Here is a 22,220-nt window from a genome sequence, read left to right on the forward strand (position 1 = left end):
GGTCGAGCCATGCAGCCAGGCCACCTCCTCCTGCCCGACGACGTCGTGCGGCAGACCTTCTCGACCACTCGGCTCCGCGCCGGGTACGAGGTCGACCAGGTCGACCAGCTCCTCGACGACGTCGTCGCGACCATGCGCGCGCACCTCGACGGCTCGCCGATCGCCAGACCGGTCCGAGCCGACGACGTCGCCGCCGTGCGCTTCGAGGTCACCCGCTTCCGCGCGCGCTACGACATGGCCGAGGTCGACGGCTTCCTCGACCGCGTGCAGGCAACGCTCGCCGCGCTCGAGCGGGGCGACCGGCCGAGCTGAGTCGCGCGTCGGATCCGCACGTGAGCGGGGGCTCGCGTGCGAGGGGCACGCGAGGCATCCCTGCGGTGCGGATTCGGCGCACCGTGCGTAGGGTGAGGCGCATGGCGAAGGTGCCTGCGTGACGACGCTCAGCCCGTGGCTCGCGCAGCCGGGCAGCGACGAGGAGCGTGCGGTCGTGCGCGCGTCGTGGGAGCGCGCCCGGCGGGAGCGCCTCGCGCCCGACGTCTCCGCATCCCTCGCCCTCACGGGCGACGCGCTCGACGAGACGCGCTCCACGCATCCGCTCGCACCCGCGCTGCCCGTCATCTCGCGACTGCTGCACCGCGATGCCGACGACGGCTCGGGCGTGCTCGTCGCCGTCGGCGACGCCATGGGTCGGCTGCTGTGGGTCGATGGCGACCGCAGCCTCAAGGCGCGCGCCGAGTCGATGCTGTTCGTCGCAGGCGCGGACTGGTCGGAGCGGCGCGTCGGCACGAGCGCGCCGGGCACGGCCCTCGCGATCGATCACGCCATCCAGATCCATCGCGACGAGCACTTCGCCGAGGTCGTGCAGCCGTGGAGCTGCTCGGCGGTGCCCGTGCACGACCCCGAGCACGGCGGCCTGCTGGGCGTCATCGACATCACCGGCGGCAGCGAGGTCGTCGACCCGCACGTGCTGCCGCTGCTCGAGGCGACCGCGGCCGCCGTCGAGCGCGAGCTGCTCGTGCAGCGCCTCACGCGGGCGAGGCTCGAGACCACGAGCGTCCAGCCGACGCTCGCGTGCCTCGGTGTCGACACCGGGACGGTGAGCGACGGTCGCGAGCGCCGCCTCTCGCTGCGGCACACCGAGATCCTCGTGCTGCTCACGCTGCACCCCGAGGGGCTCGCGGCCGGCGAGCTCGCCGCGATGCTGTCGGAGCACGACGCCTCCCCTGTGACGCTCCGCGCCGAGATGACGAGGCTGCGACGCGCGCTGGCGGGGGTCGTTCGGGTGGAGTCTCGGCCGTATCGGCTCGCGTCGGCGCTCGAGACCGACGTCGACCGGCTCCTGTCGCTTCTCGACCGCGGCGCGCATCGCGTCGCGCTCTCCTGCTACCGCGGTCCGCTCGTGCCGGGGTCGAACGCGCCCGGCGTGGTCGCCGCGCGCGATGAGGTCGCGGGCCGGCTGCGCACCGCCATCCTGTCCGCCGCATCCGCCGAGGTCCTGTACGACTACGCGTCGACGCACGGACGCTGCGATCGGGAGGCGTGGATGCAGCTGCTGCGGGGGCTGCCGCCGCGCTCGCCGCGGCGCGCGGCGGTCGTCGAGCACCTCGAGCGCCTCGACCGCGACCTCGCGTAGGGTCGGGCCCGCCCATCCAGCTGGTCGAGGAGCGCGCGAGCGCAGCGAGCACGCGTCACGAGACCACGCGAACGCCGCTCCTGGCCGGCCATGCGCATGGTCGCGTCGAGGGAGCATCTCCCGTGGTCTCGCGACGGCTGCGGCCTTCGGCTGCGGCCTCCTCGACCAGCTGGTGGGCGGCGGGCTCCTCGACCGCCTGGCGGGGCGAATCGATGCGCGTCACCCGCTGCAACCTCGTGCAACGTCGCCGCGCGTACCGTGACGCGCACGGCGATCCCGCCGCACGACGACGACGTCGAGAGAGAGGGAGCGATGACCGTCTACGCACGACCCGGAGCCGAGGGCTCCGTCGTCAGCTACCAGTCGCGGTACGACCACTACATCGGGGGCCGGTACGTGCCGCCCGCCAAGGGCCAGTACTTCGAGAACCCGACGCCCATCACGGGCCAGACCTTCTGCGAGGTCGCCCGAGGCACGAGCGAGGACGTCGACGCTGCCGTCGACGCCGCATGGAAGGCGTTCGCGACCTGGGGGAAGACCTCCCCCACCGAGCGCGCGACCATGCTCAACAAGATCGCCGACCGCATGGAGGAGCACCTCGAGGAGATCGCGGTCGCCGAGTGCTACGAGAACGGCAAGGCGGTGCGCGAGTGCCTCGCCGCCGACATCCCCCTCGCGATCGACCACTTCCGCTACTTCGCCGGCGCCCTGCGCGCGCAGGAGGGCGGCATCTCCGAGCTCGACCATGACACGGTCGCCTACCACTACCACGAGCCGCTCGGCGTGGTCGGGCAGATCATCCCGTGGAACTTCCCCATCCTCATGGCCGTATGGAAGCTCGCGCCGGCGCTCGCCGCGGGCAACTGCGTCGTGCTGAAGCCCGCCGAGCAGACGCCCGCGTCGATCCACCTGCTGCTGTCGTTCATCGAGGACCTCATCCCCGAGGGCGTCCTGAACATCGTGAACGGGTTCGGCATCGAGGCGGGCGCACCGCTCGCGTCGCACCCGCGGATCCGCAAGATCGCGTTCACGGGCGAGACGACCACGGGCCGCCTCATCATGCAGTACGCGTCGGAGAACCTGATCCCCGTCACGCTCGAGCTCGGCGGCAAGAGCCCGAACGTGTTCTTCGAGGACGTCGCCCGCGAGAAGGACTCGTTCTACGACAAGGCGCTCGAGGGCTTCGCGTTCTTCGCGCTCAACCAGGGCGAGGTGTGCACGTGCCCGTCGCGCGCGCTCATCGCGTCGAGCATCTACGACGGCTTCATCGCCGACGGCCTCGACCGCGTCGCCAAGGTCCGCCAAGGGAACCCGCTCGACACCGACACGATGATCGGCGCGCAGGCGTCGAACGACCAGCTGGAGAAGATCCTCAGCTACATCGACATCGGGAGGCAGGAGGGGGCGGAGCTGCTCACGGGCGGCGAGCGCGTCGACCTCGGCGGCGACCTCTCCGGCGGCTACTACGTGCAGCCGACGGTCTTCAAGGGCCAGAACCGCATGCGCGTCTTCCAGGAGGAGATCTTCGGACCGGTCGTGTCGGTCACGACCTTCGACTCCTTCGACGAGGCCATCGCGATCGCCAACGACACCCTCTACGGCCTCGGCGCCGGCGTGTGGAGCCGCGACGGCGCGCAGCTGTACCGTGCGGGCCGGGCGATCGAGGCCGGTCGCGTGTGGTCGAACACGTACCACCAGTACCCGGCCCACGCCGCGTTCGGCGGCTACAAGCAGTCGGGCATCGGCCGCGAGAACCACAAGATGATGCTCGATCACTACCAGCAGACGAAGAACCTGCTCGTCTCGTACGCCGAGGGGCCGATGGGCTTCTTCTGATTCGCGCGCGAGGGCCGGCCGCGCACCGGCAAGCCCTCCCGCACGGCGGCCCGCGGTGCCATCCTGGTGCCGCGGGCCGCATCCGCATCCCGCCGTCAGGAGGTCGACGATGACCGAGTCCAGCACCCACCCCGCGATCGAGCGCGTCGCCGTCACGGACGCCGCCGCCGAGCTCATCCGCTCGCTCGTCGCCGCCCACGGGCCGGTGATGTTCCACCAGTCGGGCGGCTGCTGCGACGGCTCCGCACCCATGTGCTACCCGAAGGGCATGTTCCGCACCGGCCAGTCCGACGTGCTGCTCGAGGAGCTGCGCATCGACGGGGTCGACGAGCCGACGCCCTTCTTCATGAGCGCGTCGCAGTACGAGCTGTGGAAGCACACCCACATCACCGTCGACGTCGTCCCCGGCCGCGGCTCGGGCTTCTCGCTCGAGGCGCCGGAGGGCAAGCGCTTCCTCATCCGCTCGCGCGTGCTCTCTGACGACGAGTACCGCTCGCTCGTCGACGCGGGCATGCTGACGAGCTGAGTCGCCGGCTGCCCGGGCTCAGCCGAGCACGGCGGGCACGAGCACCTCGGCGAGCGCCGTGCCGGTGGCGAGGGCATCGATCGCGGTGAGGCGCAGCATCCGGCCGTCGGCCGCGGCCCACGTCGTCTGGACCTGGGTCGCCCCGTCCGACTGCTGGGCCGCGCGCACCTCGTGATCGCCGAGGCGCGTCGACGACCAGTCGCTCGATGCCTCCCATGCCTCGAGCTGCGCGGCGTCGACCTCGAGCAGCTCGACGAGGACCATCTCGTCCCCGGCACCGGCCGGCATCCACGCGCACGTGAGCGCGGGCTGCGGCAGCTCCACGTCGTGCTCCCAGACGTCGCCGGACGACTGCCACTCCTGCGCGCTCGGCCCGAAGCCGGCCGCCTCCGCGGCTGCAGCCGTGCCGGGCGCGTCGAGCTCGGCGCACAGCTGCGGCATCGGCGGCAGCGCGACCTCGGGCTGCGCCGACGGATCGGACGCGGCGCCGGTCGTCGAGGGTGCGCCGTCGTCGGGTGCGAGCGCGCCCGACTGGCAGCCGGCGAGGGCTGCCATCGCGAGCGCGGCGACGAGCGGAGCGAGGAGGCGTCGAGGCATGCCGCAATTCTCTCGTGCGTGACGGCGGGCACGAGCGGCGTGCGTCCAGGATGCCCTGCGACGCTGCCACCATGCCCTCGCGCCGCCTGCTCGCCCTCCCCGTCGTCGCCGCGCTGCTGCTGAGCGCGTGCGCCACCACGAGCGCGGTCTCGGACGACCCGTCGCCCGTCCCCTCGGCGAGCCCGTCGTCCACGCCGACTCCGACGCCCTCGCCGACGCCGACGGAGGCGGGCCCTGAGCCCACCGCCGCGGCCGGGTCGCCGATCGCCCTGACGCCGCTCGCTCCCGCCACGGACGTGACCGCCGAGCAGTTGCAGGCGTACCTGCCCGTCGCGAGCGACATGCCGAGCGGATGGGTGCAGGGATACAACGACTACGCGGCCATCCCCTACGCGCCCACCTTCGAGCCGTGCGGCCCGTCCTTCTGGTACGTGCTGGGCAGCCCGCTCGAGTCCGACGTGCCCTCCGCCGAGGTCCGCTGGGCCTCGAGCGGCGACGTGTCCGCTCCGCCGTTCCCGGTGTCGATCGGTGCGCTCCTCCGCGCGACGCCGGACGCCGCGTCCGCGTTCGCACGCATCGCCGCGGATCTGGAGACGTGCCCCGCTGCCGGCACGACGCAGTCCGGGATGACCGCATCGCTGCGGTCGGCGCCGCCGACCATGCCCGACGCCGTCTGCGGCGATCTGCTCCCGGCGGACGAGAGCACGCAGGGCGTCCGGCAGACCTTCTGCGTCGGCGCGGTCGCAGATCGCATCGCCGTCGTGAGCTACAACCAGTTCGCCCCTCCCCAGCTCGAGCTCTCCGACGAGGAGATCGACGCGGCGTTCGGGGCTGCGCTCGCGCGCATGCTCGGCTGAGCCGAGATCGGGTGGCGCTGCGTCGGGGCCGGCGATGCTCGGGAGGATGCCGCGCTCGGTGACGCATCCGGTGCCGAAGGCCCGGCGAGCCGCATGGGGATGCCGCGCTCGGAGACGCATCCGGTGCCGAGGGCCCGGCGACGAGCGGGACGATGCCGCGCTCGGTGACGCATCCGGTGCCGAGGGCCCGGCGACGAGCGGGACGATGCCGCGCTCGGAGACGCATCCGGTGCCGAGGGCCCGGCGACGAGCGGGACGATGCCGCGCTCAGTGACGCATCCGGTGCCGAGGGCCCGGCGACGAGCGGGACGATGCCGCGCTCGTAGACTCATCCGGTGCCCAACCACTGGATCCTTTCCTTCGCGTGCGACGACCGCGCGGGCATCGTGCACGCCATCACGGGAGCGATCGTCGCGTGCGGCGGCAACATCACGGAGTCGCAGCAGTTCTCGTCGGCCGACACCGACCGCTTCTTCATGCGGCTGCAGGTGGAGGCGGAGGCGCCGCGCGAGGACTTCGAGCGCGAGCTCGCGCCCGTCGTCGATCGGTACGGCATGCAGTGGCAGCTCGACGACGTCGGTCGACCGCTGCGCACCCTCGTGCTCGTCTCCAAGGCGGCGCACTGCCTCAACGACATGCTCTTCCGGCAGCGGGCGGGCCAGCTCGCCGTCGAGATCCCGCTCGTGCTCGCGAACCATCCCGACCTCGCGTCGCTCGCGGCGTTCTACGACGTCCCGTTCGAGCACGCACCCGTCGTCGACGCCGCGTCGAAGGCCGCGTTCGAGGCACGCATCCTCGAGGTCGTCGAGCAGCACGACATCGAGCTCGTCGTGCTCGCGCGCTACATGCAGATCCTCTCGCCCGAGCTCTGCGAGCGCCTCGCCGGCCGCATCGTCAACATCCACCACTCGTTCCTGCCGGGCTTCAAGGGCGCGAACCCGTACCGGCAGGCGCACGCGCGCGGCGTCAAGCTCATCGGCGCGACGGCGCACTTCGTGACGAGCGAGCTCGACGAGGGACCGATCATCGAGCAGAACGTCGTGCGGGTCGACCACGCGCACTCCCCCGCGCAGCTCGTCGCGATCGGGCAGGACGAGGAGTCGCGCACGCTCACGCGCGCCGTGCAGTGGATCTCGGAGGACCGCGTGCTGCTCGACGGCCAGCGCACCATCATCTTCCGCTGACGCGCGACGCGCGATTCCGCACGGAATCGGGGCCCGGTCCTATGCGATCCGTCGTCCGGACCCGCATACTGGGTGGAATCCGGTAGCGAAGGAGCGCGATTCCATGCAGTATCAGGTCGTCAACCCGTCCACGGGCGAGACCGGCGAGGTGCATCCCACCGTCACCGCCGAGGAGCTCGAGAGCGCCATCGCCGGCGCATGGAGCGCGTGGAGCGTGCTCGCCGCCGAGTCGGTCGCCGAGCGCGCGGCCCGCATCGCGAAGGTCGCTGACCTGCACGAGGAGCGCGTCGACGAGCTCGCCGCGATCATCATGCGCGAGATGGGCAAGCCCAGGAGCCAGGCGACGGGCGAGGTGGAGTTCGCTGCGGCGATCTACCGCTGGTACGCCGACCATGCCGAGACCCTGCTCGCCGACCTGCCGCTCGAGACCGACGACGGCCGCGCCGTCGTGCGCAAGTCGTCGATCGGGCCGCTGCTGGGCATCATGCCGTGGAACTTCCCGTACTACCAGGTGGCCCGCTTCGCCGGCCCGAACCTCATCGTCGGCAACCCCATCCTGCTGAAGCACGCGCCGCAGTGCCCCGAGTCGGCGCTCGCGATCCACCAGATCTTCGCCGATGCCGGCCTCCCGGTCGGCGCGTACACGAACGTCTTCCTCTCGAACGAGCAGGCGGCGGATGTCATCGCCGACCCGCGCGTGCGCGGCGTCTCGCTCACGGGCTCCGAGCGCGCCGGCGCGGCGGTCGCCGAGGTCGCCGGCCGCAACCTCAAGAAGGCCGTCCTCGAGCTCGGCGGCTCGGATCCGTTCATCCTGCTCTCGACGGACGACCTCGACCAGGTCGTCGAGGATGCGGTGAACGCGCGCCTCGACAACACGGGCCAGTCGTGCAACGCCGCGAAGCGCTTCATCGTGCACGAGGACCTCTACGACGCGTTCGCCGAGAAGATGGTCGCGAAGATGGCAGAGCAGGAGCCCGGCGCCCCCGAGGACGACCTGCTGCTCGGCCCGCTCTCGTCGAAGACCGCCGCCGAGCGTCTCGAGGAGCAGATCGAGGCCGCGATCGCCGCGGGTGCCACGGCGCTGCTGCGCGGGGCCTCCCCGCACGGCCCGGGCGGCGCGCACGTCGGCACGACGGTGCTCGCCGACATCGCGCCCGAGAACCCCGCCTACCAGCAGGAGTTCTTCGGCCCCGTCGCATCCCTCTACAAGGTCTCGAGCGAGGACGAGGCGATCGAGGTCGCCAACGCGACCCCGTTCGGCCTCGGCTCGTACGTCTACACGACCGACGAGGAGCAGGCGTCGCGCCTGGCCGACCGCATCGACGCCGGCATGGTCTTCGTCAACGCCGTGCTCGCCGACGAGGCCGGCCTGCCGTTCGGCGGCGTCAAGCGCTCGGGCACGGGCCGCGAGATGGGCGTGCTCGGCATCGAGGAGTTCCTGAACAAGAAGGTGGTGCGCCTGCCGTAGGGCGGGATGCGCAGCGCTCGAGGGCGCGTCGGCTGCGGCCGACGCGGCCTCGACGTGTCCGGCGCGCGCGGCGGCGACAAGGTTCATCGAATCGTCACGATCGGGTCTGCCGTGTCGTCGCACGTCCTGGCTAGGTTCGAGAGCATCCCTTGACCACCGGACCTTGGACGACCCATGCCTCAGGCCCTTCGACGCTCGCTGAGCGTCGCCACCGCGACGGCACTCGCGGCATCTGCCCTCGTGGCGCTGGGGGGTGCAGGCGTCGCGAACGCCGCCACCTACCCGACGATCAACGAGTTCTCGAACGACACCGCGGGGCCCGACCCCCAGTCGCCGCAACCCGACTTCGAGTACGTCGAGCTGCACGCGGCACCCGGCACGAGCATGGACGGGCACACGATCCTCGTCGTGCGCGGAGGCACGGCGACGAACGCGACCCTCAACGGCCAGGTGTACGCGTCGATCCCCGTGACCGGCACCACCGACGCCAACGGTCTGCTGAACGTGCCGCTCGCATCGAACACCATCCTCAACTCGACCATGACGCTCATGCTCGTCACGGGACCAGCGCCTGCCCGCAACGTCGACCTCGACACGAACGACGACGGCGTGCTCGACGAGGGCCTCGCATTCGACATCGTCGACTCGGTCGGCACCACGACCCCCAACGGCGTCGGCTTCGCGTACGGCGACACGATCCTCACGCCGACGTTCGACGGCCGGAGCGGGTTCGTCGGGGGCGCGAGCCGAGCCGTCGACGGCGTCGACACCGGCTCGGCGTCGGACTGGGTGCGCAACGCGATGAGCGGCTACGGCATCCCGGGGTACGAGGCGGCTCCCATCTCGAACGGCCTCGCCATCAACACGCCGGGTCTGCCGAACGCGATCTACGACGACGGGACGACACCCGAACCGAGCGAGCTCGTGTGCGGCACCGATGCGACGCCCATCGGTACGGTGCAGGGTCCAGGCTCCGCGAGCCCGCTGGTCGACCAGACCGTGCAGGTCGAGGCGGTCGTCACCGCGGTGATGCCGGGCCTCACCGTGACGCTGCCCAACAACGGCGGCACGCTCGCGACCTTCGCGGTGCAGCAGGCGACCGCCGACCAGGACGGCGACCCCTCCACGAGCGAGGGCATCGTCGTCGAGGCCGCCCCGGCCACCGTCGCCACGCTCGCCGTGGGCCAGGAGGTACGTGTGGAGGGCGTGGTGTCCGAGCAGTACGGTCGCACGCACCTCGACGCCCTCGGCGTCGCGATCTGCGCCGAGTCGGTCGCCGTCCCCGAGGCGACGCCGATCACGCTGCCGCTGACGAACCCCGACGCCACCGAGGGCATGCTCGTGACGATGCCGCAGGAGCTGTCGGTGCTCGAGGCGTACCGATTCGCGCAGTACGGCGAGATCTCGATCGGCACCGAGCGCCAGTTCCAGCCGACCGCGCTCGCCGCGCCCGGCTCGGCCGAGGCGGCCGCGATCGCCGCGTCGAACGCCGAGAACCGCATCATCCTCGACGACGCCAGGACCGCGCAGAACGCCGACCCCGCGATCCACCCCAACGGGCAGCCGTTCACGCTCGACAACCTGCTCCGCGGCGGCGACACCGTCGCGAACGTCACTGGCATCCTCGACTACGGCTTCAGCGCCTGGCGCATCCAGCCCACCGAGGGCGCCGACGTGACGTCGACGAACCCGCGGCCGGAGGTGCCCGAGGTGGGCGGCGACCTGCAGGTCGCGTCGTTCAACGTGCTCAACTACTTCACGACGCTCGGCAGCCGAGGCGCTCGCAATGCGATCGAGTTCGAGCGCCAGGAGTCGAAGATCGTGGCCGCGATCGTCGAGCTCGACGCCGACGTCGTCGGCCTGCTCGAGATCGAGAACAACGACGGGTTCGCGCTCGACACCCTGGTGGCGGCCCTGAACGATGCCGCAGGCGAGGAGCGCTACGCCGCGATCGACACCGGCACGATCGGCACCGACGAGATCACGACGGCGCTCATCTACCAGCCGGCGGCCGTCACGCCGCAGGGTGCGTTCGCCGTGCTCGACTCGTCGGTCGACCCGCGCTTCGACACGTCGCGCAACCGTCCGTCGCTCATCCAGACGTTCGCGACGAACGACACGGGCGCGCTGCTCACGGTCTCGGTGAACCACCTGAAGTCGAAGGGCTCTGAGTGCTCCGGCGACCCCGACCTCGGCGACGGCGCGGGCAACTGCAACGTGACGCGCACGCAGGCGGCCGCGGCGCTCGCCGACTTCCTCGCGACCGACCCGACGGGTGCGGACACCGACAACGTGCTCATCCTCGGCGACCTCAACTCGTACGACCACGAGCAGCCCATCACGACGCTCGAGGCGGCTGGCTACGCCGACCTGCTCGAGGCGTTCCAGGGCGAGGAGGCGTACACGTACGTGTTCGACGGCCAGCTGGGCTATCTCGACTACGCGCTCGCAGGCCCCGGCCTCGGCGACCAGGTCGTGGGCACGGCGGCGTGGACGGCGAACTCGGACGAGGTGCCGATCATCGACTACTCGACGCAGTACAAGCAGCCGGCGCAGCAGGCGATCTTCGCGCCGGACGCGTACCGCGCATCCGACCACGACGCCGTGCTGGTCGGGCTCGAGCTCGACCCGCCGACCGTCGAGGAGCCGGCGGTGTCGACGCTCTCGGGCTCGAACCGCTACGCCACGAGCGCCGCAGCGTCCGCCGCGCAGTTCGCACCCGGCACCGACGTCTACCTGACGGCGGGCGAGGGCTTCGCCGATGCGCTCGCCGCCGGTCCGGCCGCCGCGCACGACGGCGCGAGCCTGCTGCTGACGCCGACGGCCTCGCTGCTGCCCGAGACGCTCGACGAGATCGAGCGCCTCGCCCCGACGTCGATCACGATCGTCGGCGGCTCGGCGGCCGTGTCGGCCGACGTCGAGGCGCAGCTCGCCGCCGAGTGGCCGGAGGCCCAGATCACCCGCATCTCGGGCCCCGACCGCTACGCGACCGCTGCAGCGGTCGCGACGGAGGTGTTCGGCAGCGCCGAGCGCGCCTTCGTCGCGAGCGGTGCCGACTTCGCAGACGCCCTCTCGGCGAGCGGCGTCGCGGCGACCCTCGCCGACGCGCCGGTGCTGCTGACGATGGCGACGAGCCTGCCGGAGGTCACCGTCGAGGCCCTCGAGAGCCTCGAGGTCTCGCAGATCGTCGTCGCCGGCGGTCGTGCCGCGATCTCCGACGGCGTGGTGCGCGAGCTGCGCGACGTCACCGCGACGACGCGCATCGCCGGCGCCGACCGGTACGCGACGAACGCGGCGCTCGTCGCGGCGTTCGTCGAGCCGACGGATCCGCAGGCGATCGTCGTCGCGTCGGGCGCCGCGTTCCCGGATGCGCTCTCGGGCACCGCGCTCGCCGGGGCGACCGGTGGACCGCTGCTGCTGGCTGTCGGCCAGTGCGTGACGATCGACGTCGAGGATGCCATCGCCGGGTTCGAGCCCTCGATCGTGCTCAACGTCGGCGGCTCGGCCGTGCTGTCGCCGGAGGCATGGCGCACGTCCTGCTGACGCGGCTCGCATGAGGAGGGCGGCATCCGGGAGACCGGGTGCCGCCCTCCTCGCACGCCGCGGGGCGTCGCCGGTACCGCTCCCCGAGGCGCGAGCGCAACGCACCACCCGCCCCCTGAGGCGCGAGCGCAGCGAGCCTCGAAGGGGCACCCCGTCCACCCCACCGCTCAGCGGAAGTCGCGCGACCGCGGCGCGGCCGCGTCGAACGGCTCGATGTGGTCGGCCATCATCGTCACGACGCCCTGCGAGTGCTGCAGGATGCCGCGCACCTTGAGCGCCGCCGAGTGCTTCGCGACGCTGCGGTACCGCTTCCACAGCCCGACGGAGCAGACGACGTTGAGCATGCCCGTCTCGTCCTCGATGTTCATGAACGTCACCCCCTGCGCCGTCTGCGGGCGCTGCCGATGCGTGACGATGCCCGCCGCCCAGCGGCGCCTGCCGGGCTCGAGCTCCGGCAGGCGCGCGATGGGCACGACGCCGTCGGCCTCGAGCGCCGCGCGGGCGTGCCGCACGGGATGGTCGTCCGGGCTCACGCCCGTCGCCCAGATGTCGAGCGCCGTCTGCTCGGCCTCGGACAGGACCGGCAGCAGCGGCGGCTGCACCGTCACCGACGTGCCCTCGAGCTGATCCTCGCGCTCGGTGGACGCAGGGGCCGCGAGCCACAGCGCCTGCCGGCGCTCGAGCCCGAGCCCCTCGAAGGCGCCGGCCGTCGCGAGCGACTCGAGCTGCCTGCGGTCGAGGCGGGCGCGCCGCGCGACGTCGTCGATGCCCGTGAACGGCGACTGGGCGCGCGCCTCGACGATGCGCTCGGCGTCGTCGACGCCGACGTGCGCGACGCTCGACAGGCCCAGGCGCACCGCGAACCCGCGGTCGCGCCGGTGCCGCTCGTGGTCGTTGGGGCCGGGCTCCCACGGCACGGTGGGCTGGTGGGGCTCGAGGCACGCGTCGTCGCCGCCGGCCTGATCGCCGTGCCGCTCGAGGTCGGCCATGGCCGCCGAGCGCACGAGGTCGGGGCCGAGCACCTCGACCCCGTGCCTGCGCGCATCCGCGCTCAGCGTCTGCGCCGACCAGAACCCCATGGGCTGCGCCCGCAGCAGCCCCGCGAGGAACGCCGCGGGATGGTGCAGCTTCAGCCACGACGAGGCGTACACGAGCTTGCCGAACGCGAGCGAGTGCGACTCGGCGAAGCCGAACCCAGCGAACGCCTCGATCCGGCGCCAGATGCTCTCGGCGAGATCGCCGACGATGCCGTTGCGCTCCATGCCCTCGAAGAGGCGCTCGCGCAGCTCGGCCATCCGCTCGCGGCTGCGCTTCGACCCGATCGCGCGGCGCAGCTCGTCGCCGTCGGCCGCCGAGAAGCCGCCGACCGCCGTCGCGATCTGCATGAGCTGCTCCTGGAAGAGCGGCACCCCGAGCGTGCGGCGCAGCACGGGCTCGACGAGCGGATGCGGGTACGTGATGGGCTCCTGCCCGCTGCGCCTGCGCAGGTACGGGTGCACGGCGTCGCCCTGGATCGGACCGGGGCGGATGAGCGCGATCTCGATGACGAGGTCGTAGAACGATCGCGGCTTGAGCCTCGGCAGCGTCGCGAGCTGCGCGCGCGACTCGACCTGGAAGACGCCCACGGCATCCGCTGCGCACAGCATGTCGTAGACGCCGGGCTCCTCGGCGGGGATCGTCGCGACCGTCCACCGCTCGCCGAGGTGCTCGGCGGCGATGTCCATGGTGTGCTGCATCGCGCCGAGCATGCCGAGGCCGAGCAGGTCGAACTTCACGAGCCCCATCCACTCGCAGTCGTCCTTGTCCCACTGCAGCACCGTGCGCCCCTCCATGCGGGCGGGCTCGATGGGGCAGACGTGGCCGACGGGCTCCTTCGTGAGCACCATGCCGCCCGAGTGGATGCCGAGGTGGCGCGGCGCGTGCATGAAGTCGTCGGCGAGGGCGAGGACGGGGTCCGGGATGCCCTCGGTGCCGTCGACCGACGGCGCGCTCCACCCCTCGATGCGCTTCGACCACGCGTTCTGCTGCCCGACGGCGTAGCCGAGCGCCTTCGCGGCGTCGCGCACCGCCGACTTCGGCCGGTAGGTGATGACGTTCGCGACCTGCGCCGCGTTGCGCCGGCCGTAGCGCTCGTAGACGTGCTGGATGACCTCCTCGCGCCGTGCGGCGTCGAAGTCGATGTCGATGTCGGGCTCCTCGGTGCGGATCATCGAGATGAAGCGCTCGAAGGGCAGGTCGTACAGGATCGGGTCGACCGCCGTGATGCCGAGGATGAAGCACACGGCGCTCGCCACCGCCGAGCCGCGACCCTGGCAGAGGATGCCCCGGCCGTGCGCGAAGTCGGCGATCTCGCTGACGATGAGGAAGTAGCCGGCGAAGCCCTTCTCCTCGATGAGCCGCAGCTCGTGCGCGAGACGCCGCTCGATCCTCGCGTGGTCGAGCGCACCGTCGTCCGGCGGATAGACGCGATCGCGCCGCTCGGCGACGAGGTGGCGCAGCCACGTCATCTGCGTGTGCCCGGCGGGCACCTCGGTGTCGGGCAGGTGCGGGCTCGCGGCGCGCAGGCTGAAGGCGAGCTCGCGCCCGATGGCGGCGGCGCGATCGACGACGCCGGGAAAGGCGCGGAACCGCCACGCCATCTCGGCGCCCGAGCGCAGCCGGGGCACGCCGCCGGCGGGCAGCCAGCCGTCGAGCTCGTCGATGCTGCGGCGCGCGCGCACCGCCGCCATCGCATCCCCCAGCAGCTGCTGCCTGGGCCCTGCGACGTGCGCGTTCGTCGTCGCGATCACGGGCAGGCCGCGGCGCTCGGCGAGCGCGTGCAGCGCCTGGTTGCGCTCGCCGTCGTCGGGCAGGCCGAGGTCGGTGAGCTCGACGACGACGCCCTCGGCGCCGAAGAGGGACACGAGCCGGTCGAGCTCGGCGCCCGCCGCATCCGCCCCGTCGCGCTCGAGCGCTCGACGCACGGCGCCCTTGCGGCAGCCCGTCGACACGAGCCACTCGCCCGCTCGCTCGGCGACCTGCTCGAGGTGCAGGATCGGGCGGCCCTTCTCGCCGCCCGCGAGGTAGCCGTCGGTGATCGTCGCGGCGAGCCGCCGGTAGCCCTCCGGGCTGCGGGCGAGCACGAGCAGGTGGTCGCCGACGGGGTCGGCGACGCCCGTCTGCGGCTCGGGCAGCCCGAGGCTCAGCTCGGCGCCGAAGACGGTGGCGAGCCCTGCGTGGTCGGCAGCCTCGGCGAAGCGCACGGCTCCGTAGAGCCCGTCGTGGTCGACGAGCGCGAGCGCCTCGAGCCCGAGCGCCGTCGCCTCGGTGACGAGCTGCGCGGGGCTGGAGGCGCCGTCGAGGAACGAGTAGTGCGAGTGGGCGTGCAGCTCGGCGTACGGCACGACGCGCGCCGGATCGGGCCGCGTGCGCAGCTCGCGCTGCTCGGGCACGGGCACGAGGGAGGGCGCATCGGTGGCGCGGCCGTCGAGGATCGCCTCGAGCTCGCGCCACGGCATCGGCGGGTTGCGCCAGCCCATCCTCGCCTCCTGCTCGGTCGAGTCGCGGATGCGGTCGCATCCGTCGTGCGCATCGGGCCGGCCACCACGATGGTCGCTGCGACGATACGCCGGATTCGAACGTATGTTCGACCTCCGACGACGATTCGCCTCAAGGTGCGGTGGAGGGTTGCACCTCCGCCCGTGGCCTGACCGGTCCCTTGCGGTCGACGAGTGGCCACCTCTGGTCGATCAGTGGTCGATGGATGTCGCCGACACGCCCAGAGCGGCGACATCCATCGACCACTGACGGCCTCGGAGGGATGCGCGACCGGGGGATGCGGGCGGCGCGCCTCGGCCGTCGTGTCGGAGGTCGGTGCGACCCTCGTGGCATGACCCACCACGACGAGCCCGAGCTCCGGCTCTGCGAGAGCGCGTGGTGCACGACCGCCTACCTGCCCGAGGAGGGCTTCGGCGGTCGCTGCCCCGCCTGCCTCGCGGTCGCCGACGAGCACCACGCCTACGGCCACGCGACGCCGGTCGACGACTGCCTCGAGTGCGATCGCATGCCGAGCCTCGGCACCGCGCGCTCGCGCATCCGTCGCACCGCCGCGTAGCCGAGCCTTCGACGGCGAGCGTCGCCGCAACGACCTCGGGCTGACTAGTCTGATGCACGGTCGACAGGGCGGGGAGGACATGCACGGCGACGCATCCCGTCCGCTCGCGCGGTCCCTCAGCCGTGCCCGCATCGGCTCCGGCCTGTACGCGCAGGTCGTCGAGACGCTCGGGCAGGAGATCGTCGACGGCACGATCGCGACCGGCTCCATCCTCGGCAGCGACGAGGTGTGCGCGCGCTTCGGCGTCTCGCGATCGGTCGTGCGCGAGGCCGTGCGCACCCTCGGCTCCATGGGGCTCGTCGCGCCGCGCCCGCAGGTGGGCACGCGCGTCCAGCCACCGACGGAGTGGGACCTGCTGAATCCGCACATCGTGCGCTGGCGCAGCGCCGGCGTCGGCGGCGTCGAGCAGCTGCGCGAGCTGCTCGAGCTGCGTCTCGGGCTCGAGCCGGTCGCGGCGAGGCTGGCGGCGACGCGGATGCCGCCAGCGGAGGCAGACCGACTCGTCGCATGCGTGGCGGGCATGGAGTCCGCCCTCGCCGCCGGCGACGCACCGCGCTACTTCGCCTTCGACGTCGAGTTCCACGCCCTCCTGCTCGACGGCTCCGGCAACGGCGTGATGGCGCGGCTGGCGGAGGCTGTCGGCATCACGATCGCGGCACGCAGCCGCGACCCGAGACCCGGCATGGACGGCATCCGGCCGTCGTCGGTCGTCGACCACCGCGCGCTCGCCGAGGCGATCGCCGCGGGCGACGCCGATGCGGCGGAGGCGTCGGCTCGCGTGGTCGTGCGCGACACGCTCGCCGAGATCGACGACATCGCCGGCGCCTCCGACTCCGCGGCCTGAGCCCGCACGGCACGATCGCCCGGCGCTCGGCGCATCGTCAGCGGGTAGGCGCCGTCGCACGCTCCTCGACGGCGCCCGACCGACGCGCCGCACCGACCGCGCTGCCGCGACGCGCCGATGCGCGTTGCAATAAGTATGACGAGTATGAGTGAATGGCGGACGACCCGACATCCCGTGCGAAGGAGCACCGACCGATGACGATCCCCTCCGACCGCCTGCTCGACTGGACGACGCGCCTCCTCGTCGAATGGGGATTCGCCCCCGACGACGCCGCCTACGTCGCCGCCGGCCTCGTCGACGCGAACCTGCGCGGCGTCGACTCGCACGGCGTCATCCGCCTGCCCGCGTATCGCGCGCGCATCGATGCCGGTCTCGTCTCCCCCACCGCCGTCCCCGTCGTCGAGCAGCGCGGCGCGGTCGTGCGGATCGACGCCGCCGGGGCGCAGGGTCAGCTCGCCGCACGCGCGGCCGTCGAGGCCGTCGACGCCGCGGCCACCGCCCACGGCGTCGGCACGGTCGTCGTGCGCGGCTCGGCGCACTTCGGCACCGCGGGCACGTACGCGCGTGCGCTCGCCGCACGCGGCAAGGTCGCCATGGTCGTGTCGAACTCCGAGCCGGGCGTCGTGCCCTTCGGCGGCCGCGAGCCGCTGCTGGGCACGAACCCCTTCGCGTTCGCCGCACCCACGAGCGGCGAGCCCGTGAGCCTCGACATGGCCACGAGCACGAGCGCGATGGGCAAGGTCTTCGTCGCCCGGGCGGCGGGCACGTCGATCCCCGACACCTGGGGCGTCGACGCCGAGGGCCGCCCGACCACCGACCCGCATGCCGTGGTCGCGCTGCTGCCCGCCGGTGGACCGAAGGGCTACGGCATCGGCTTCCTCGTGGAGATCCTCGGCGGCGTGCTCTCGGGCGCGGCCATCGCGAGCGGCATCGGCAGCATGTACGACGACTTCTCGAAGCCGCAGGACGTCGGCCACTGGATGCTCGCGCTCGATGCGGAGGCGTTCATGCCCCTCGGCGAGCTCCAGGAGCGGATGGATGCGCTCGTCGCAGAGGCGCACGCCATCGCCCCTGCGCCGGGCTCCGACGAGGTGCTCGTCCCCGGCGAGCCCGAGGAGCGCACGCGGCGCACTCGACTCGCCGACGGCATCGCACTGCCCGACGCGACCGTCGACGACCTCGTCGCGCTCGGCGAGCGCTTCGCGGTGCCCTTCGAGGGCGGTGCGCGATGAAGGTGCTCGTGCCGACGATCGTCGACGGGCTCGACGCCCTCGAGGGCGCCCAGGTCGTGCGCTTCGACCCTGCCGCGCCCATCCCCGACGAGCATCTCGATGCCGACGTGCTCGTGGGCTGGGGCCTGGGCGACGCGCAGCTCGCCGATGCCGCGACGCGCCTGCGCTCCCTGCGCATGGTGCAGCTGCTCTCGGCGGGCAGCGACGCCGCGCTCGCCGCGGGCTTCGCGCCCGGCGTCGCGATCTGCAGCGGTCGATCGCTGCACGATCGCCCCGTCGCCGAGCACGCGCTCGCGCTCATCCTGGCCGCGGCCAGGCGTCTGCACACGCTCGTGCGGGCGCAGCTCGAGCACCGTTGGGCGAGCGAGCTCGGCGGCATCCAGCCCGAGCCATCGCCCGGCGTCTTCACCACCCTGCGCGACGCGCGCGTCACGATCTGGGGCTACGGCAGCATCGGCAGCACCCTCGCTCCGCATCTGCAGGCGCTCGGCGCGCACGTGACGGGCGCCGCGACCCGTGCGCGCACGGAGGGCGACGTCGAGGTCGTCGATCGCGATGCGCTGCCCGCGCTGCTCGAGCGGACGGACGTGCTCGTCATGATCCTGCCCGCGACCGACGCCACGCGGCATGCGCTCGACGCGACGATGCTCGCGCACCTGCCGCGCCACGCGTGGGTCGTGAACGTCGGCCGCGGTGCGACCGTCGACGAGGCGGCGCTCGTGGCCGCGCTCGAGGCGGATGCGCTCGGCGGGGCGGCGCTCGACGTCACCGAGGTCGAGCCGCTGCCCGCCTCGTCGCCGCTCTGGGAGCGCGACGACGTCATCCTCACGCCGCATGCCGCGGGCGGGCGGCCGCTCGGCGCTGCGTCGCTCGTCGCCGCGAACGTCGCAGCGCTCGCGAACGGCGACCCGCTCGCCAACCTCGTGCAGGTCGTCGGCGACTGACCGACGGCCCCCCCGCATCCGCATCCAGGCGAAGGAGCCGACATGACCGAGACCGCACCGGCTCGCCCGACCACCGTGGTCGAGGGCGACCCCTACGTCCTCGACCCCGCGAAGGTGCAGGAGCCGCCCAAGGGCTGGCGGGCGAGCATGCGCCTGCTCGGGCCCGGGATGATCACGAGCGCCGCGATCGTCGGCTCCGGCGAGCTCATCACGGCGACGACGCTGGGCGCGCAGGTCGGCTTCATGCTGCTGTGGCTCGTCTTCGTGTCGACGTTCGTGAAGGTCGCCGTGCAGATCGAGCTCGCGCGCTGGACGATCTCGACGGGCAAGCCGGCGCTGTTCGGCTACGACCTCGTGCCGCCGCGGATCTTCCAGCGCGGCTGGATCTCGTACCTCTCGGTGCTCATGGTGCTGCAGTTCGTCACGAGCCAGGCGGGCGTGATCTCGACGAGCGGCCTCGCGCTGTCGATCCTCATGCCGGTCTTCGGCCCGCCCGCGAGCGTCGCATCCATCGGGTTCTGGGTGGCGCTGCTCGTCGTCGCTGCCATCGCCATCCACATCGCCAATCGGTACACGGTCGTCGAGCGCGTCTCGACGGTGCTCGTCGGCATCGTGACGTTCGCCGCGATCGCCCTGGTCTTCGGCATCCAGGCGACGCCCTTCGCGTGGGACGGGGCGGACGTCGGCTCCGGCCTCACCTTCCAGCTTGCGCTCGGCGCCGTCGGCGTCGCGATCTCGATGTTCGGGCTCACGGGCGTCGGCGCCGGGGAGGTCACGAGCTACTCGTTCTGGTGCGTCGAGAAGGGCTACGCCGCGTGGACCGGACCGAACGACGGCTCGGAGGCGTGGCAGCGACGCGCGCGCGGCTGGATCGCCGTCATGAAGAAGGACGCATGGGTGTCGTGGGTCGTCTACACGCTCTCGACCGCCGCCTTCTACGTGCTGGGTGCCGCCGTGCTGCACCCGCAGGGGCTCGTCCCCGAGGGCAGCGAGGTGCTCACGACGATCTCGCGCATCTTCTCCGACACCCTCGGCCCGTGGGCAGGCGTCGCCTTCCTCGTCTTCGCGGCGATCACGCTGTACAAGACGATCCTCGCGAACGTGCCGAGCCTGTCGCGGCTCACGGTCGCCGCGTTCGCGATCTTCGGCGCGTTCGACTGGAGCGACGCCAGGATGCGCGCCCGCTGGCTGCGCATCATGATGATCGCGATGCCCGTGCTGTGGGGACTGCTCGGCGTCGTCGTGAACGCGCCGCTCGCGCTCGTCATCATCGGCGGCACGCTCAACGCGTTCTACCTCATCGCGGTGGCGATCGCGACGGCGTACCTCTCGTTCACGCAGACGGATCGCAGCATCAAGGACGGCCGCCTCACGACCGCCTACCTGGTCGTGTCGGCGATCGCGATCGTCGCGGTCGGCGTGTTCGGGCTGATCAACCTGTTCTGACGCCGCGTGCCGACGCTCCGTCGCCACCGCGGGTGGCGGGGCGTCGGCGGGTCAGCTCCCGTCCATCGCCTCGACGGGCACGCCAGCCCGTCGCAGCACGTCGAGTTCGTCGACGCCCAGCGGGCCCGGCTCGCGGTGCGAGCGCGCGACGTAGGTGCGCATCGGGTCGCGCGTGCGCGCGAGCCGTGCGGCCAGCGCCTCCCGCTCGTCGGCCGTCGTCTCGCCCTCGATCGACGCACCCCAGCGAGCGACCTCGTCGGCGCGACCGAGTCGCCGCGAGGCGTCCACGAGCACTCGGCGCGCGGCTCGGCGCGTGCGCAGCTCCCGGGACTCCAGCGCGCCGAGCGGGAGAGAGCGACGCTCGGCGGGATCGGCGAGGCCGGGCAGTCGCCGCCGGAGCTCCCGCGCGTACGCGTCGCGTCGCGACACCCGCGCCTCGAGGTGGTCGCCGAGCACCAGCCCGCCGACCGCAGCCAGCCCTCCGACGACCGTCGTGGCACCGCAGCCCGCGATCGTCGGCCAGAGCCAGCCGGGCTGCTCGATGCCGAGCAGCGCGAGCGTCACCGCGACGGGGAGCAGCAGGACCCCGACGACGAGAGCGAGGAGGCCGACGAGACCGATCGCCCCGCCCACCATCGCGAGCGGATGCTCCGGCCGCTCGCCCGTGCGCTCGATGTCCGCGACCGCCTTCGGCAGCCTGTCGTGCCTCGCGAGGCCCAGGTAGGCACGGGTCGGTTGCGTGGGACGCTGCTCGAGCAGATCCAGACGCAGCGCGCGCAGCTCGACCTCCGTCGCCCAGTCGTCGTCGGCCAGGCCCCACCGCCCCGCCTGCGCATGCTCGCCCAGCGCACGGTAGTGCTCGGCGAGCAGCCGACGTACCTCCGGATGCGGTGCCTTGCTCGCCGCCCGCACGATCGCCGCGCGCTCGTGCCGCAGCGCGTCGGTGGGGTGCTCGAGGAGCTCGGCGAGCACCCGCGCGACGCGCTCGTGCTCGATCTCCGTGAGCCGATCGTCGTTCGTCATCCACCGTCGGTCGATGGCCTCCGGTGCGACGCCCGCCCGGATGAGCGTGTCGCGCTCGTCGACGCCGAGCCGACCGGGCTTGCGTTCCGTGCGACGCTCGAGCTCGCGCATCCACTCGTCGCCCGCGTGCAGCGTCACGGCGAACCGCGCGCGCTCGTCGGGAGTCGTCACGCCGTCGATCGCGATGCCCCAGCGTCCGGCCTCCGCCGGCCGGCGCCGCTCACGAGCGAGGTCGACGAGCAGCCTGCGCACCCTCGCATCATGGTCGGGCATCCAGCTGCTCGCGAGCCAGCCGCGCAGCAGCGCATGCCGCTCGGTGTGCAGCTCGAGCGTCGGCAGCAGCGCCTGGGCGCGACGTTCCGCGTCGATGTCGCGCCGCCGCAACCAGTCGCCGCGCGGACGCGGATGCCGTCGCAGCCACATGGTCCCGGCGAGCCCGACCACGCCTGCGACGAACGCCTCGACGCGCACGGCTCGCAGCGCATCCAGCACCTCCACGCCCTGCGTCGCCGCCACGACGGCCCGCGCGACGACGACGACGAACCAGAGGACGCCGCCAAACGACGCGATCGTCGCGAAGGCGCGCGCAAGGCCGCTGCCGCGCGCGACCGCCCGCTCCGGGATCTCGATGAGGTCCGCGACCTCGGACGGCACCCGTGCGCGCCGGCCGAGCCCCAGGAGGTCGCGAACGCTGCCTCCCGCGACCTCCCGCAGCAGCACGCGGCGCAGCGCACGCAGCTCGCGCGGCCGCATCCATCCGGGCTCGACGACGCCGAAGCGCGCCGCCTGGTCGAGCGCTCCGATCGCGCGGTAGTGCTCTGCGAACAGCATGCGCAACGCGACGTCGTCGCCGCGCAGCACGCGCCAGCGCGCCTCGGCGCGTTGCACGCGCAGGTCGGCGGTCGGCTCGACCCGCAACGCCTCGAGCACCGCGGCGAGACGCTCGCGCTCGGCGCTGCGCGCATGCTCGGTCATCCGGCGAGCATCCCACGGC

Annotated in this window: 16 protein-coding genes; 13 read left to right on the top strand and 3 right to left on the bottom strand. The window is 72.8% G+C overall.

Annotation, left to right across the window (positions count from 1 at the left end; all coding sequences use genetic code 11):
• Positions 1-9 precede the first annotated feature (9 nt).
• The 4 genes from C1N71_RS11325 to C1N71_RS11340 all read left to right on the top strand — a co-directional run bounded on the left by C1N71_RS11325 (position 10) and on the right by C1N71_RS11340 (position 3,995).
• Entirely contained in the window at positions 10-312 is a 303-nt protein-coding gene (locus C1N71_RS11325; RefSeq protein ID WP_137756500.1) for a DivIVA domain-containing protein, read from the top strand.
• Between the two features lie 118 nt (positions 313-430).
• Complete coding sequence (locus C1N71_RS11330; RefSeq protein WP_137756501.1) at positions 431-1,633, top strand: GAF domain-containing protein; 1,203 nt, start codon at positions 431-433, stop codon at positions 1,631-1,633.
• A 312-nt stretch (positions 1,634-1,945) separates the two neighbouring features.
• The gene (exaC, locus tag C1N71_RS11335) at positions 1,946-3,469 is read left to right on the top strand and encodes an acetaldehyde dehydrogenase ExaC (RefSeq protein WP_137756502.1); all 1,524 of its coding nucleotides are present in this window, start codon (positions 1,946-1,948) and stop codon (positions 3,467-3,469) included.
• A gap of 109 nt (positions 3,470-3,578) precedes the next feature.
• A complete protein-coding gene (locus tag C1N71_RS11340; protein WP_137756503.1) occupies positions 3,579-3,995 on the top strand; it encodes a DUF779 domain-containing protein in 417 nt (138 codons plus the stop codon).
• An 18-nt stretch (positions 3,996-4,013) separates the two neighbouring features.
• Here the strand turns inward: C1N71_RS11340 and C1N71_RS11345 are convergent, their stop codons facing one another.
• Entirely contained in the window at positions 4,014-4,592 is a 579-nt protein-coding gene (locus tag C1N71_RS11345; protein ID WP_137756504.1) for a hypothetical protein, read from the bottom strand.
• 71 nt (positions 4,593-4,663) lie between these two features.
• Here C1N71_RS11345 and C1N71_RS11350 point away from each other — a divergent pair, with 71 nt between their 5' ends.
• The 4 genes from C1N71_RS11350 to C1N71_RS11365 all read left to right on the top strand — a co-directional run bounded on the left by C1N71_RS11350 (position 4,664) and on the right by C1N71_RS11365 (position 11,644).
• Positions 4,664-5,449, top strand: a complete 786-nt coding sequence (locus C1N71_RS11350; RefSeq protein WP_137756505.1) for a hypothetical protein — start codon at positions 4,664-4,666, stop codon at positions 5,447-5,449.
• A gap of 335 nt (positions 5,450-5,784) precedes the next feature.
• Positions 5,785-6,633, top strand: a complete 849-nt coding sequence (purU, locus tag C1N71_RS11355; protein WP_137756506.1) for a formyltetrahydrofolate deformylase — start codon at positions 5,785-5,787, stop codon at positions 6,631-6,633.
• A 103-nt stretch (positions 6,634-6,736) separates the two neighbouring features.
• Positions 6,737-8,101, top strand: a complete 1,365-nt coding sequence (locus C1N71_RS11360) for an NAD-dependent succinate-semialdehyde dehydrogenase (protein ID WP_137756507.1) — start codon at positions 6,737-6,739, stop codon at positions 8,099-8,101.
• A gap of 240 nt (positions 8,102-8,341) precedes the next feature.
• Complete coding sequence (locus C1N71_RS11365; protein ID WP_175414195.1) at positions 8,342-11,644, top strand: ExeM/NucH family extracellular endonuclease; 3,303 nt, start codon at positions 8,342-8,344, stop codon at positions 11,642-11,644.
• A gap of 167 nt (positions 11,645-11,811) precedes the next feature.
• Here C1N71_RS11365 and C1N71_RS11370 read toward each other — a convergent pair whose 3' ends face one another.
• Positions 11,812-15,162, bottom strand: coding sequence for an error-prone DNA polymerase (locus C1N71_RS11370; RefSeq protein ID WP_137756509.1), 3,351 nt, complete (start codon positions 15,160-15,162; stop codon positions 11,812-11,814).
• Positions 15,163-15,512: 350 nt separating this feature from the next.
• Between C1N71_RS11370 and C1N71_RS11375 the strand changes: the two genes are divergently transcribed.
• From C1N71_RS11375 to C1N71_RS11395, 5 genes are all read left to right on the top strand, one after another.
• Positions 15,513-15,737, top strand: a complete 225-nt coding sequence (locus C1N71_RS11375) for a hypothetical protein (protein WP_137756510.1) — start codon at positions 15,513-15,515, stop codon at positions 15,735-15,737.
• Between the two features lie 52 nt (positions 15,738-15,789).
• Complete coding sequence (locus C1N71_RS11380) at positions 15,790-16,581, top strand: FadR/GntR family transcriptional regulator (RefSeq protein WP_137756511.1); 792 nt, start codon at positions 15,790-15,792, stop codon at positions 16,579-16,581.
• A gap of 194 nt (positions 16,582-16,775) precedes the next feature.
• Entirely contained in the window at positions 16,776-17,813 is a 1,038-nt protein-coding gene (locus C1N71_RS11385) for an Ldh family oxidoreductase (protein ID WP_175414196.1), read from the top strand.
• Entirely contained in the window at positions 17,810-18,757 is a 948-nt protein-coding gene (locus tag C1N71_RS11390; RefSeq protein ID WP_137756513.1) for an NAD(P)-dependent oxidoreductase, read from the top strand. Before C1N71_RS11385 ends, C1N71_RS11390 begins: the two co-directional genes overlap by 4 nt.
• Before the next feature lie 42 nt (positions 18,758-18,799).
• Positions 18,800-20,203 carry an Nramp family divalent metal transporter gene (locus C1N71_RS11395; RefSeq protein ID WP_137756514.1) on the top strand — a complete coding sequence of 468 codons (1,404 nt, stop codon included), beginning with the start codon at positions 18,800-18,802 and terminating at the stop codon, positions 20,201-20,203.
• Between the two features lie 51 nt (positions 20,204-20,254).
• Here the strand turns inward: C1N71_RS11395 and C1N71_RS11400 are convergent, their stop codons facing one another.
• Positions 20,255-22,201: a hypothetical protein gene (locus C1N71_RS11400; RefSeq protein ID WP_137756515.1), complete on the bottom strand. Its 1,947-nt coding sequence runs from the start codon at positions 22,199-22,201 to the stop codon at positions 20,255-20,257.
• Positions 22,202-22,220: the final 19 nt, after the last annotated feature.

The sequence above is a fragment of the Agrococcus sp. SGAir0287 genome, from assembly GCF_005484985.1.
GTDB lineage: Bacteria > Actinomycetota > Actinomycetes > Actinomycetales > Microbacteriaceae > Agrococcus.

What these genes read in the sequence shown, in the direction of transcription:
- C1N71_RS11350 (WP_137756505.1), top strand. Translation starts at nt 4,664, where the DNA reads ATGCCCTCGCGCCGCCTGCTCGCCCTCCCCGTCGTCGCCGCGCTGCTG.
- C1N71_RS11395 (WP_137756514.1), top strand. Translation starts at nt 18,800, where the DNA reads ATGACCGAGACCGCACCGGCTCGCCCGACCACCGTGGTCGAGGGCGAC.
- C1N71_RS11340 (WP_137756503.1), top strand. Translation starts at nt 3,579, where the DNA reads ATGACCGAGTCCAGCACCCACCCCGCGATCGAGCGCGTCGCCGTCACG.
- C1N71_RS11380 (WP_137756511.1), top strand. Translation starts at nt 15,790, where the DNA reads ATGCACGGTCGACAGGGCGGGGAGGACATGCACGGCGACGCATCCCGT.
- C1N71_RS11385 (WP_175414196.1), top strand. Translation starts at nt 16,776, where the DNA reads ATGACGATCCCCTCCGACCGCCTGCTCGACTGGACGACGCGCCTCCTC.
- C1N71_RS11325 (WP_137756500.1), top strand. Translation starts at nt 10, where the DNA reads ATGCAGCCAGGCCACCTCCTCCTGCCCGACGACGTCGTGCGGCAGACC.
- C1N71_RS11345 (WP_137756504.1), bottom strand. Translation starts at nt 4,592, where the DNA reads ATGCCTCGACGCCTCCTCGCTCCGCTCGTCGCCGCGCTCGCGATGGCA.
- exaC (WP_137756502.1), top strand. Translation starts at nt 1,946, where the DNA reads ATGACCGTCTACGCACGACCCGGAGCCGAGGGCTCCGTCGTCAGCTAC.
- C1N71_RS11360 (WP_137756507.1), top strand. Translation starts at nt 6,737, where the DNA reads ATGCAGTATCAGGTCGTCAACCCGTCCACGGGCGAGACCGGCGAGGTG.
- C1N71_RS11370 (WP_137756509.1), bottom strand. Translation starts at nt 15,162, where the DNA reads ATGGGCTGGCGCAACCCGCCGATGCCGTGGCGCGAGCTCGAGGCGATC.
- C1N71_RS11400 (WP_137756515.1), bottom strand. Translation starts at nt 22,201, where the DNA reads ATGACCGAGCATGCGCGCAGCGCCGAGCGCGAGCGTCTCGCCGCGGTG.
- C1N71_RS11390 (WP_137756513.1), top strand. Translation starts at nt 17,810, where the DNA reads ATGAAGGTGCTCGTGCCGACGATCGTCGACGGGCTCGACGCCCTCGAG.
- C1N71_RS11375 (WP_137756510.1), top strand. Translation starts at nt 15,513, where the DNA reads ATGACCCACCACGACGAGCCCGAGCTCCGGCTCTGCGAGAGCGCGTGG.